The following is a 12,950-nucleotide window of genomic DNA, read 5'->3' as shown; positions in this document are numbered from 1 at the left end:
GAGATCAGCTCACAAAAGATAATGTTTATGCGAATCTCCAGCTATTTCCCAACTTCTGCACCAATTCTGAATTTTATTTCTACGTTAACGCTGAGTTTACTTTTACTCAACACTCCAACGTCTGTGTTAGCAGGTGCAGGTCACGACCACGGAAGCGGTGCATTTCAAAGTGGAAGTGAATCAAGCGGGCAAGTGGAAGTAGACGAGCAAACCGCGAAACGCTTGGGAATTAAAGTTGAATCTGTAAAACTTCAGCGTTTAGACATTGGCATTAAAACAACGGGTAAAATCGAAACTTTACCCAGTCAAAAGGTGGAGGTAACAACCCCAATTTCTGGAGCAAAGGTAGCTGAGTTGTTGGTGGAACCAGGTGCAAGGGTAACGAAAGGTCAACCTGTTGCTGTTTTAACTAGCCCTGACTTCGTGAATTTGCGGGTTGAATCCCAAGAGAAATTAGCACAAGGTCAAGCAGATTTACAACAAGCTTTAGCAGATTTAAAGCTAGCTCAACAAAATTATAGTCGCTATCAAAATATCGCGACAGCAGAAATAGCTCAAGCGCAAAGTCAAGTTGCATTTGCTCAAGAAAAATATAATAAAGACAATTTATTAGCTACTAATGGTGCTTTACCGCGTCGCACTGCTTTAGAGTCTCAAACTCAGTTAGCGCAAGCTAAAGCCGAACTCGCTAAAGCCAATCGTCGCGGAGATGTGATTGAAGCGGAAAATCAAGTTCAACGCGCTCAAGCGGCTGTCAAGATAGCAAAAGAGCGGATTAATCTTAGTAATACTACTTATCAAACTCGATTAGCTCAATTAGGAGCTATTGCTAATAAAAAGGGATTGGTTACGGTGACGGCTCCTATTCGCGGTCAAGTTACTGACAGGCAAGTCACTATCGGTCAATCATTTCAAGATGCGGGTAGCAAGTTGATGACCATAGCTAATGACAGCGAGGTTTTTGCTACAGCAAATATTTATGAGAAAGATTTAGATAAAGTAAAAATCGGTCAACCAGTGAATGTAAAGGTTGCTAGCGTACCCAATCAAATTTTTACAGGTAGGATTAAGCGCATTGGTTCCGTAGTAGAAGGAGAAACCCAAGTAGTACCCGTACAAGCTGAAGTTAATAATACCAACGGGCAACTTAAACCAGGAATGTTTGCTGAGTTGGAAGTAGTTACGGATAAGACACCTGGGTTAGTTTTGGCAATTCCTACTTCTGCTGTGGTGGATGTCAATGGCAAAAAAATCATCTACGTCAAAAATGGTAACGCTTTTCAATCTCTTGAAGCTGAATTTGGTCAAACTTCTGGAAATTTAATCGAAGTTACCAGCGGTTTATTTGAGGGGGATGCAGTAGTTACCCAGCGTGCTACGCAACTTTACGCTCAGTCTTTACGGGGTGGTAATAAAAAAGAAGACGAACACTCGGAAGATGAAGGTTCGCAATTGCAAGAAACTAATACTAATAACTTTCCCCTACCTTTATGGTTAATGGCTAGCTTGGGAGGAACTGTAGTTGCTGGTGGTGCTTTTGCAATAGGTATCTGGTCTGGTCGTCGCAGCCAAAACCACATGGTTGCAGCTTATGCTGGAGGGTTGGGTAATGAATTTATTACACCACCGGAGTTAGAAGAAATTCAATATCAAAATCCTAATCAAATTGAAAATAATCATCACGAATCAAAAACTCAAATTAGTCACATAGAATCGGATTCATAAACTGCAATCATGATCGATAACATTCTCAAGTGGTCAATTGTACAACGGTGGCTGGTGGTAATCGGGGCAATGATTGTCATGATGTTAGGAGTTTACAACCTAACTCAAATGCCTTTGGATGTTTTTCCGAACTTTGCTCCACCTCAAGTAGAAATTCAAACCGAAGCACCAGGACTGGCACCTGAAGAGGTAGAATCTTTAGTAACTTTACCAATTGAAAGTGCTGTAAATGGAACTCCTGGTGTAGAAACTGTGCGTTCTTCCTCTGGGGTGGGAATTTCTGTCGTCAGAATTATATTTAATTGGGGAACCGATATTTACCAAGCGCGTCAGTTAGTTACCGAAAGATTGCAGCAAGCGTCGCAAAAACTGCCTGAAAATATTGAGCCACCCCAAATTTCGCCGATTAGTTCCCCCATCGGAACAATACTTACCTATGCTTTTACGATCGATGCGGAAGCAGGGAAAACCAAAACTGACATGATGGATGTAAGGCGGTTTATTGACTTAGTTGTCACCAATCGTCTCCTCGCAGTTCCTGGTATTTCTCAATTAATTACTTATGGGGGAGATATCCGCCAATATCAAGTTTTAGTTGACCCCGCCAAATTGCAAGCTTTTAATGTCTCTTTAGAAGATGTCACCACAGCCGCGAGAAAAGCTAATAATAATGCAGCTGGTGGATTTTTAATTGACCCAGACCAAGAATTATTAATTCGCGGTATCGGTAGAATTACTGCAATTGAAGATTTACAGAAATCAGTTGTTACTGCCCGTGATGGTACTCCTGTATTATTAAGAGATATCGCCGATGTCCAAATTGGTGCAGCACTAAAGCGGGGTGATGGTAGTTTTAATACTCAGCCTGCGGTTGTAGTGTTGATTGATAAACAACCCCAAGCTGATACTCCTACTGTCAGTCGGGCTGTAGAAGCGGCGATGGAAGAACTCAAGCCCAGCTTACCAGCCAATGTGAAGTATACGGTTACTTTTCGCCAGCAAAGCTTTATTGATGATGCTATACAAAATGTTACGAGTTCTCTCAGAGATGGCACGATAATTGTTTCAATTATTTTGCTGATGTTCTTAATGAACTGGCGTACTGCCGTAATTACTCTTAGTGCTATTCCTTTGTCGGTGTTAATTGGGATGATGATTCTCAATTTCTTTGGTCAAGGAATTAATACTATGACCTTGGGAGGATTGGTAGTAGCTATCGGTTCGGTAGTTGACGATTCTATTGTTGATATGGAAAATTGCTACCGAGGATTACAACAAAACCAGCAAGCGGAAAATCCCGTACATCCTTTTCAGGTGGTGTACGACACTTCTGTAGAAGTACGAACCAGCGTAATTTTTTCCACAGTAATTATTGTCGTAGTTTTCGCGCCAATTTTTACTTTAAGTGGAGTCGAAGGTCGGATTTTTGCACCGATGGGTTGGGCATATTTAGTATCAATTTTATCGTCCACTCTAGTTGCAATGACTTTATCTCCGGCATTGTGTGCCATACTGCTAGCCAACCAGAGACTACCAGATGATGAAACTTGGGTAAGTCGTTGGTCGCAAAAATTATACCGTCCGCTGTTGAATTTTTCGATCAAACGTCCCAGTGTGGTGATTTTGACAGCAGTTGCAGCTTTTGTGGCATCAATGCTAATTTTTTCGAGTTTGGGACGAGTGTTTTTGCCGGAATTTCAGGAACGTACTTTAGTAAATTCCATGTTGCTTTACCCCGGTACATCTTTGGAAGTGACCAACCAAGCCGGAAACGCAATTGAATCAGCACTCAAAGATGACCCCCGCATTGCATCAGTGCAAATGCGTTCCGGACGCGCTCCCGGAGATGCGGACGCTGCACCTGTCAACTTAGCGCACCTTGATATCGAGATTAGCGATATAGGGATGAAAGATCGGGAAGCAACAGTAGAAAAAGTTAGGGAAGAATTTGCTAAAATACCCGGTTCAGTAGCGACTATTGGAGGTTTTATTTCTCACCGCATGGATGAAATTTTGTCCGGTGTCAGAAGTGCGATCGCTGTAAAAATATTCGGTTCTGAACTTGAAGAGTTACGCAGCTTGGGGAAAGAAGTAGAAGCTGTCATGAAAGATATTCCTGGTTTGGTAGATTTGCAGCTAGAACCGCAAATACCCATAAAACAGGTGCAAATTCAGTTTGACCGCGATGCTGCGGCTCGTTACGGTATTTCTGTGGGTGATTTATCGGAAATCACCGAAACCGCGCTTAATGGTCGCGTAGTATCCCAGGTATTGGAAAAACAGCAGCTTTTTGATTTGTTGGTGTGGTTAAAACCAGAAGCACGCAACAATTTAGACACCATTAGCAACCTACTTGTCGATACTCCTAACGGACAGAAAATACCTTTAGCAGCAGTCGCAAAAATTGACTACGGAACTGGTCCCAATACCATTAACCGAGAAAACGTTTCCCGTTTAATTGTTGTTTCTGCAAACGTTTCTGGTAGAGATTTGGGTTCTGTGGTGGATGAAATTCGTGCCAAAGTTAAAGCACAAGTACAAGTACCATCTGGCTACTTTATTCAGTATGGCGGACAGTTTGAATCGGAACAACGGGCTTCCCAAAATTTCCTGATATTTGGCAGTTTATCAATGGTTGTAATTGCTGTTTTAATGTATTTCGCTGTTAAATCAGTACCAGCAACCTTGATCATTATGAGTAACTTACCTTTAGCATTGGTTGGAGGAGTTTTGTCTGTAGCTTTGGGTGGTGGTATCCTTTCAGTCGCATCAATGGTCGGATTTATTACTTTGTTTGGTGTCGCGACACGTAACGGTTTACTTTTAGTAGAAAACTATAACAGCAAGTTTGCAATGGGGATGCCTTTACGGGAAGTGATTTCGCGAGGTTCAATTGAAAGACTTGTTGCTATTTTAATGACAGCTTTGACATCTGCATTAGGTATGGTTCCGTTAGTAATTGGGACTGGTGCGGGTAAAGAAATTTTGCAACCTTTAGCGATAGTTGTATTAGGTGGCTTATTTACTTCTACAGCTTTAACTTTGTTGGTACTTCCAGCTTTGTATATTAAATTCGGCAAGTATTTGATACCCAAACAAAAATCATCCGCAGTTCAAGTCAAAATCGCTTCAGAGATTACCGCGAATGATGATTTCAGTCTTCTCAATAATAGTAAAAGGAGATAAGTTTAAAAAATATATAAATTACTACTTTGCGTTCCTCCGCGAATTCCTCCGTGTTCCTTTGCGTTAATAACTTATATTCTTCAAACTGAAAAATCAAGGAGTAAAAACAATGAAATCATTCAAATTAGGTGCGGTTATTCTAGGTAGTATAGGACTAATTTTTTTAGGTGCTTGTAGTAGTAATCAACCAGCAAATTCAGAAGATTCAGCAGCAAGTAAAACGGAACCTGTAGCACAAACAACACCGATTCCAACAGAAACAGTAGCACAAAAAAAAGAAGGCGAACATGGACGTGGTGGTCAAATTATCGAATCGGGTGAATATCATTTAGAATTTGTCGCAGCACCAAGTGAGAATGGAACCAATATCGATTTCTTCTTAGAGAAAGGTGAAAAACACGAAACCGTCAGCGATGCCAAAATAACGGCTCAAGTTCAGTTACCTAGTGGAGAACAAAAAACAATTCCGATCAAATATGAAGCGAGTGAAAACCATTACCACGGTAAACTTTCAGAAACAGCACCTGGAGAATACAAAGTAGCGATTATTTCTGAAGTGAATGGTGAAAAAGTGAATGGTCGCTTTAATTTCAAAAGATAATTCTGTATTAGTTTAGGACTTATACAGAATAAAAGATGCTTAAATAAGAGTTTGGGGTATTTAACTCGTTAGGGAGAAGCTACATTCTTACTAGTTTATTAGTAAGAAAGACTTCTCTTATCTTTTGTACTAAATTAAGTATTAGAATAGTTATATAAAAGTCGAAAATCTTACTTAACATCAATAGGAATCTTGACAATATACTAGTCACTCTTTAATAGGATTAATTGTCAGGAATTAAATATAAATATTAGCAATCATATTCAATAATAAAAATAAATATTCAGTTATCTTAAAATTTCATCGAAATTTCATTTCAGTTTGGCAAACTATTAAATATAACCATGATTCACGAATGCAATTGTAAAAGTGAATTGACTTAATTTATAACTGAGAAAGTGAAATGAAAAAAATATTAATTTCTGCTGCCGCTATCTTAACTATAGCCGTACCAATTGGTAATGCTATTGCACAACCAACAAAAGTAACTAGTAATTTTGCTCGGATTACCAATTTTTCAGAGTTTCCTAAAGGTATTCGCCATATGAGTACTCTTAGACATACCTTAAAAATCACAATTTCTGAACAAAGTAATGGTGTGTCAAAAATTATGATTGAAGCCCCTGATAATATAAAACTAAATGATAATATTGATGTTTCCAACCAATCGGGAGAAAAAATCAATGCTGAGATTAATATTGATGATAAGAAAAAAGCCACATTAACATTTTCCGAACCCGTACCTCCCGGAACAAAGCTGACTATAGAAATGAACAAAGTTAGAAAATTACGTGCCACCAGAGGCGAAATGCTGTATAAAGTGTTTGCAAATTTTGTGGATTCCAATCAAGCAGTACCTGTAGGTATAGCTCGACTGCGCGTTAATTAAGAATTTGACTTATTCAAAAAGGCGATCGCTAGTTATGAAAGTTTTACTGGTAGAAGATGAACCAGATTTGGGTGCATCAATTCAACAGAAATTGAGCAAAGAAAGATATATTGTTGACTGGGTTGCGGATGGAGATGAAGCTTGGAGTTGTTTGCAAGATAACCCGGATAAATACACATTGGCAATCTTTGACTGGTTATTGCCGGGATTATCTGGTTTAGAATTATGCAAGTATTTACGGCTGCGGAACAACCCATTACCCGTACTGATATTAACGGCTAGAGATAGCATGGAAGATAAAGTGACTGGTTTGGATGCAGGTGCGGATGATTACTTGATAAAACCATTTGGGATGGAAGAATTGCTGGCAAGATTGCGGGCTTTACAAAGGCGCGTACCACAGTTTCAGTCCCAGCATTTGGAAGTAGGTAGCATCGTTTTAGATTACGGTAATTTCGCAGTTACTTGTCGGTATCCCAATGGCGAAATCAAGGCAATTACTCTCACAAAAAAGGAGTTTAACTTACTCGAATACTTGATGAAACATCCTGGCGTAATTGTTACTCGCGACCAAATTTTGAATCATTTGTATACATTTGATACGGAACGAGTGAGTAATGTAGTAGCCGCTCAAATGCGGCTTTTGCGACGCAAATTGTCGAAGTATGGTTGGGATAGTTTGATCGAAACTATTCCCTGTATGGGTTATCGCTTTAATCCCGCCAATGCAGATTAGAGTATTTAATAAAACTCGGTGGCGATTGGCAGCTTGGTATGGAGCAGCTATGGGTTTATTTTTGAGCCTGTGCGGTATCGCTATCTACCAAGTAATGATTCGTGCTTACCTGGTTTCTATCGATCGCGAATTGGAAGCTGTGACGGGTACTTTATATAGCGTTATTGAACCGACTTTACAGCAACCCAAACGCTTAGAGCCGATTTTTCAAGTGGTTTTACCCAATTTGTGCGTACCCGACTCCGATTGTTCGACTACTAAAATCCCCAACCATATTCAACGTCTTCATTCTCAACACGGTATTTTTAGTACTTTTTATCAAGATAAAATATATTACGTTCGTTTTATCGATACTTCGGGAAAATTGATTGCTGTAGCTGGCTTTGATCCAGAAGAATTACCTCAGAGCGTACAAACGAAAGGATGGCAAACACTCAAAGACGGGCGAGGAATTCGTTATAGTCAAAAGTCGTTGTCAATGCATACCCAAAATAATCAACTTTGGGGCTATATACAAGTAGGGCGCAGTCTTAAAGAATTAGATAATCGTTTGGCAGCTTTTAAATTGATTTTGGCATTTGGATTTCCAATTACAATACTATTAGTAGGTGGTTCTAGTTGGTGGTTGGCGGGTTTGGCAATGCGTCCGATTAATCGGTCATACAAACAAATGCAGCAGTTTACCTCCGATGTCTCCCATGAATTGCGGACTCCCCTAGCAGCAGTTAATGCCAAGGTAGAAACTGTACTCGAAAGTTCTGAACTGTCCGAACAACAAGCGCGAGATGTTCTAACATCGGTAAAACGTCAAAATCTGCGATTGGTTGAATTAGTGCAAGATTTACTGTTACTTTCCCGACTGGAACAGCAAACTCTCATGCCCAAAAAGCAACCTTGCTCTCTTAATATTTTGATTGAGGATTTAATAGAAGAATTTTCAGCCTTAGCAAATGCATCTTCTTTGCAATTAGAATATTCGATTTTATCTCATCAACCTTTGTACGTTATGGGAGATGAAGACCAACTGTTACGCCTACTTTCTAATTTAATTGCCAATGCCATTCAATACACTCCTACTAGTGGCAATATAAATCTTATTTTGAAAAAAAACAACGGCGATGCAGTTATAGAAGTAATTGATACAGGTATTGGAATTTCACCTCAAGAGCAACAGGTAATTTTTGACCGCTTCTATCGCGTAAATAGTTCTCGCTCTCGTCGTAGTGGTGGTTCGGGTTTGGGATTGGCGATCGCTCAAGTTATTGCTCAAGCGCACGGAGGTAAAATACAGGTACAAAGTCAATTGGGTAAAGGTAGTACTTTTAGCGTTCGTCTACCTTTGAAAGTTATCCCCGCATCACATCTCTGAAGATCTCGTTACTACTGCTTACTATGCTTCAAGGCGAGAGCAATTAGGAGATGAAGACGATCCCGAAGAAGGAGAAGATTTCGAGAACCACGCCCGTCACCGACAACAAATACTGTTGCGGGTTGACAAATCAGCCGTTAGCGTCCAGGTTATTCCGTATTTGGCAATTATTGCCGTAGTTGCTGTCTTGACTCTGCCCAAATCGTTACAGGGACTTCAGCCCATTGATGGTTTGGTAATGGCGATTGTTTATTTCGCCTATTTAGGACAGGCGGTTTTTCACGGTCGTCAGCAAGGTCGAGGGATACAGTGGACTAAAAAAGAAATGTTTTTGAAAAGTCCAATTGCCACTGTTATCTAAGCCAATAAATTATATAAGATTGTTACAACCAGAAATATATTCTCTCGCGAGCTTATAAATGTAGCGGGCGATCGCCACCGTCGGGCGCAACCTGATATTGCAAGAAATTTCATCTTGATTTCATTTTGAGATGCAATACTTATAAATGGAGCATGAAATTACTTGCTACCATTTGTATTTTTCAAAATTAATTCAATTTGATGTTGACTCTCTACCTAACTAGAGAGTTTAAAATTAAGTCGAGTTTTAATCTTAATAAAAAAATTATTATGAGGTTTTATTAATGTTTAAATCTAATTCCAAATTGTTTCTTTCTCTAATCGCGGGTGTTACTATTGCAGGAGTAGCAGGGACATTTTTTTGGTTTGGGGGAGTGGGAAACAATACCCAAACCGTTGCTAGCGACTCAAAAGCAATCGCTATGAACAGCGTGTGGGATAAGGAAACAGAGCCATCATATTCGGGAGTAAAAGAAGTTACGGTTTATCGCAGTCCGAACTGTGGCTGTTGTGGTGAATGGGTGAAACATATGCAAAAGCACGGTTTTAAAATTATAGATATTAAAACCGACAATATGGAAGCAATCAAGCAGAAATATAACGTACCTCAAAACTTAGCATCCTGTCACACCGCAGTTATTGACGGTTACGTGATGGAAGGACATATCCCTGCTGATGATATTAAACGTTTTGTTGCTTCCAAACCCAAGCAAGCAGGATTAGCAGTACCCGCAATGCCTTTAGGAACCCCAGGAATGGAAGCAGCAAAGAAACAACCGTTTGCGATCGCATCTTTTAATAAAGACGGCGAAATCAAGATTTTCAAAGAATATCAAACTTACTAAGAAAGTTAGAAGTAGTAGAGAGCCCCGCACTGCTACGTCTCCATATCTGCACGATTAGCATTGAGAATTTAATCAAATGGTATGAGAAGTTAAATTCAAGAGTAATTAGAAAGGGTCAACAACCCAGGTCTGAAGACACTGGGCTTCTAGCCTAGCCCTCAAGACAATAGTTGACCAGACTAAGTATTTCGCATACTACGTTATTGGCAAGAGTTCAAGACCTACCAAGGAATGCGTAGCTAGTTCCTTGCTCTAGAACCGATTGATTAAATAGGTTTATTGGGTTAAGCCAGTGTCATCGGAAAGTACAGACCAATAACATTGTCGTTCGCGCAGCGTGTCCTCTTAGGACAAGCTAACATTACCCGAAAGGAGGGACTTATGTCCAAAACACTCGTATTAGATACAGAAAAAAGACCATTAGACCCAATACATAGCGCACAAGCGCGACAATTATTGCGAAACAAAAAAGCAGCAATTTTTAGACGTTTCCCGTTCACTATTATTTTGAAAGAATCATACCCAGATTCAGAAGTTTCACCACTGCGATTAAAAGTTGACCCCGGTGCAAAACATACAGGGATTGCATTGGTCAACGATTTGACGGGAGTTGTTGTTTTTGCTGCTGAATTAAAGCATAGAGGCAATAAAATTCGGGATGCAATAATATCCAGAAGACAATTAAGACGTAGTAGACGCGCTAGAAAAACTAGATATCGTCCACATCGATTTTTAAACAGAACTCGATCAGATGGTTGGCTGGCTCCAAGCTTACAGAGTCGAATTGAAAATATTAAAACTTGGGTTGAGAAGTTGCGTAAATTCGCACCAATTCAAGCTATTAGTCAAGAGCTAGTACGCTTTGATATGCAGCTAATGTCTAACCCAGATATTCAAGGCAAAGAATACCAACAAGGCACTTTGGCTGGTTACGAAACCAGAGAATATTTACTTGAAAAGTGGAGTAGACAGTGTGCTTACTGTGACGCTAAAGATGTTCCTTTCCAGATAGAACATATTCATCCAAGAGCTAAAGGAGGTAGTAATTCCATTACAAATCTGGCATTAAGTTGCGAAAAATGTAACACCAAAAAAGGGACTAAAGACGTTAAAGACTTTCTCAAAAAAGACCCTTCCCGATTAGAGAAAATCTTGAAACTTTGCTTACGACCATCTTCTGATGCAGCAGCAGTAAACACAACTCGATGGGCATTGTTTAACGCTTTGAAAGTAACCGGATTACCAGTAGAAACAGGTTCAGGAGGTTTAACAAAGTTTAATCGTAGTCAGCAAAACCTAAATAAAACACACTGGATTGATGCGGCTTGTGTTGGTCAATCAACCCCTATTCTTAACATTAAAGGAGTAAATCCGTTGATAATTACTGCTAACGGTCACGGTTCTAGGCAATCATGCAGGACGGACAAGTTTGGTTTTCCTTCTAGATATGTTCCAAGATTCAAATTTGTCAAAGGTTTTCAAACTGGAGATATTGTAAAAGCCGTTGTGATAACAGGTAAAAAAGTTGGTGAATATATTGGCAGAATTGCAGTCAGGACTTCTGGCAGTTTCAATATCTCGACTAATAATGGATTAGTTCAAGGGATTAGTCACAAATATTGTTCAGCAATTCACAAAAAGGATGGTTATGGTTATACAAACTAAAAAAAACACGGCGATTAAAATCGCTCGTGTCGCTTCCCTAGGAAGGGCTAAAGCCGCTGAGTTTCTCGCTTTCCGGGTGTTTCTTATGAAAAAAATTAATCGCCGTCAGTTTCTCGCTCTAGCTAGTGCAGGTGCTGGTGGTGCTATCGTTACCAGTTGCATGACAAGTAATTCTTCTCAAAGCTCACAAAAAGTTTCGTTAAAAGAGGCAATTGATTTACCCAAATTACACAAAAGTACTAATGGTTTATTATCCGTAAGTTTAGAAGCTAGTTATCGTCCCGTTAAATTGGGAGATAAACAGGCATATCTATTAGCTTACAACGGACAAGTACCCGCGCCGCGCTTGGAAGCTAATCCAGGGGATAAAGTGCAGATTCGTTTTACTAATAACCTTTCAAATCCAACAAATCTACATCAGCACGGACTGCATATTCCACCTACGGGAAATGCCGATAATGTTTTTCTCAATATTAAACCTGGAGAAAGTTTCAACTACGAATTTACCATTCCTAAAAATCATCCGGCTGGTACTTTCTGGTATCATCCCCATCGTCACGGTTTAGTTGCAGACCAATTGTTTGGAGGTTTGGCTGGTTTATTTGTAGTGCGGGGTGATTTGGATGAAATTCCCGAAATTAAAGCATCTATTGAAGAATTTTTGGTATTACAAGATTTCGCTCTCGACGGTGAAGGAAAAATGATTGATTCTTCGGCTCATATGTCGTTGATGTCGGGAAGAGAAGGTAATTTAATCGCAGTTAACGGTAAAACCAACCCCAGTTTTTCAATTCCTGCAAATGGGTTATTACGTTGGAGAATTGTCAATGCTTCACCTTCTCGGTTTTATAAACTTTCTTTAGAAAATCATCCTTTTTATCTGATTGCTACTGATGGAGGTGCATTAGCCGAACCTGTAGAAACAAACGAATTGTTACTTACTCCAGGACAAAGAGTAGAAGTATTAATAAAAGGTGATAAAGAACCCGGACAATATCGCTTGCTCAATTTGCCTTACAATCGCGGTGCAATGGGCATGATGGGTGGTGGTGGTATGATGGGCGGTAGAGGTATGATGGGCGGAAATGATAATAACGACACATCACCAGTTTTAGCAACTCTTAATTACGATTCTCCTGTAGAAACAGTTTCTTTACCAACTAAACTTTTGTCAGTACCAACTTTACCCGAACCCAAACAAGTGCGTAGCTTTACATTTAATCACGGTATGCGTCCGGGTGTGGGTATGGCTTTTCTGATTAACGGTAAGTCTTATGAACATCAGCGAATCGATACGCAAGTTAAGTTAAATACAGTAGAAGATTGGGAAATTGTGAACACGGGGACGATGGATCATCCTTTTCATCTCCATGTAAATCACTTCCAAGTTATTAGTCGTAACGGAACTCCAGAACCTTACCGCGCTTGGAGAGATACAGTTTTAGTACGTAAAGGGGAAACCGTTCGGATTCGGATTCCTTTCCGCGATTTTACAGGCAAAACAGTTTATCACTGTCATATTCTTGACCATGAAGATTTAGGGATGATGGGAAATTTGGAGATTGTAAACTAGT

Annotated in this window: 10 protein-coding genes; all 10 read left to right on the top strand. The window is 39.8% G+C overall.

Annotation, left to right across the window (positions count from 1 at the left end):
* The first annotated feature begins 27 nt into the window (after window positions 1-27).
* The 10 genes from VB797_RS06950 (at window position 28) to VB797_RS06905 (ending at window position 12,949) form a co-directional block, all read left to right on the top strand.
* Window positions 28-1,725, top strand: coding sequence for an efflux RND transporter periplasmic adaptor subunit (locus tag VB797_RS06950; protein WP_323236931.1), 1,698 nt, complete (start codon window positions 28-30; stop codon window positions 1,723-1,725).
* 9 nt (window positions 1,726-1,734) lie between these two features.
* Window positions 1,735-4,911 (top strand): efflux RND transporter permease subunit, encoded by a 3,177-nt coding sequence (locus tag VB797_RS06945; RefSeq protein WP_323236930.1) that lies wholly within the window; start codon window positions 1,735-1,737, stop codon window positions 4,909-4,911.
* A gap of 109 nt (window positions 4,912-5,020) precedes the next feature.
* Window positions 5,021-5,512 (top strand): hypothetical protein, encoded by a 492-nt coding sequence (locus VB797_RS06940; protein ID WP_323236929.1) that lies wholly within the window; start codon window positions 5,021-5,023, stop codon window positions 5,510-5,512.
* Between the two features lie 403 nt (window positions 5,513-5,915).
* Entirely contained in the window at window positions 5,916-6,401 is a 486-nt protein-coding gene (locus tag VB797_RS06935; protein ID WP_323236928.1) for a DUF2808 domain-containing protein, read from the top strand.
* A 34-nt stretch (window positions 6,402-6,435) separates the two neighbouring features.
* The gene (gene rppA, locus VB797_RS06930) at window positions 6,436-7,137 is read left to right on the top strand and encodes a two-component system response regulator RppA (RefSeq protein WP_323236927.1); all 702 of its coding nucleotides are present in this window, start codon (window positions 6,436-6,438) and stop codon (window positions 7,135-7,137) included.
* Entirely contained in the window at window positions 7,127-8,506 is a 1,380-nt protein-coding gene (rppB, locus tag VB797_RS06925; protein WP_323236926.1) for a two-component system sensor histidine kinase RppB, read from the top strand. The genes rppA and rppB overlap by 11 nt, the downstream gene beginning before the upstream one ends.
* A 115-nt stretch (window positions 8,507-8,621) precedes the next feature.
* Window positions 8,622-8,867 (top strand): hypothetical protein, encoded by a 246-nt coding sequence (locus tag VB797_RS06920; RefSeq protein WP_323236925.1) that lies wholly within the window; start codon window positions 8,622-8,624, stop codon window positions 8,865-8,867.
* A 283-nt stretch (window positions 8,868-9,150) separates the two neighbouring features.
* Window positions 9,151-9,711: a DUF411 domain-containing protein gene (locus tag VB797_RS06915; protein ID WP_323236924.1), complete on the top strand. Its 561-nt coding sequence runs from the start codon at window positions 9,151-9,153 to the stop codon at window positions 9,709-9,711.
* 381 nt (window positions 9,712-10,092) lie between these two features.
* Window positions 10,093-11,376 (top strand): RNA-guided endonuclease IscB, encoded by a 1,284-nt coding sequence (iscB, locus tag VB797_RS06910; protein WP_323236923.1) that lies wholly within the window; start codon window positions 10,093-10,095, stop codon window positions 11,374-11,376.
* Window positions 11,360-12,949: a multicopper oxidase family protein gene (locus VB797_RS06905; protein WP_323236922.1), complete on the top strand. Its 1,590-nt coding sequence runs from the start codon at window positions 11,360-11,362 to the stop codon at window positions 12,947-12,949. Before iscB ends, VB797_RS06905 begins: the two co-directional genes overlap by 17 nt.
* Window position 12,950 lies beyond the last annotated feature (1 nt).

It is taken from the genome of Rivularia sp. UHCC 0363 (genome assembly GCF_034931125.1).
Taxonomy (GTDB): Bacteria; Cyanobacteriota; Cyanobacteriia; order Cyanobacteriales; family Nostocaceae; genus Rivularia.
The sequence above is the reverse complement of the archived record's forward strand: the minus strand, read 5'-3'. Positions and strand labels throughout refer to the sequence as shown.

Bases quoted from the DNA above. Each gene is read 5' to 3' on its own strand.
- iscB (WP_323236923.1), top strand. From the start codon at position 10,093: ATGTCCAAAACACTCGTATTAGATACAGAAAAAAGACCATTAGACCCA.
- rppB (WP_323236926.1), top strand. From the start codon at position 7,127: ATGCAGATTAGAGTATTTAATAAAACTCGGTGGCGATTGGCAGCTTGG.
- VB797_RS06950 (WP_323236931.1), top strand. From the start codon at position 28: ATGCGAATCTCCAGCTATTTCCCAACTTCTGCACCAATTCTGAATTTT.
- rppA (WP_323236927.1), top strand. From the start codon at position 6,436: ATGAAAGTTTTACTGGTAGAAGATGAACCAGATTTGGGTGCATCAATT.
- VB797_RS06915 (WP_323236924.1), top strand. From the start codon at position 9,151: ATGTTTAAATCTAATTCCAAATTGTTTCTTTCTCTAATCGCGGGTGTT.
- VB797_RS06905 (WP_323236922.1), top strand. From the start codon at position 11,360: ATGGTTATACAAACTAAAAAAAACACGGCGATTAAAATCGCTCGTGTC.
- VB797_RS06940 (WP_323236929.1), top strand. From the start codon at position 5,021: ATGAAATCATTCAAATTAGGTGCGGTTATTCTAGGTAGTATAGGACTA.
- VB797_RS06945 (WP_323236930.1), top strand. From the start codon at position 1,735: ATGATCGATAACATTCTCAAGTGGTCAATTGTACAACGGTGGCTGGTG.
- VB797_RS06935 (WP_323236928.1), top strand. From the start codon at position 5,916: ATGAAAAAAATATTAATTTCTGCTGCCGCTATCTTAACTATAGCCGTA.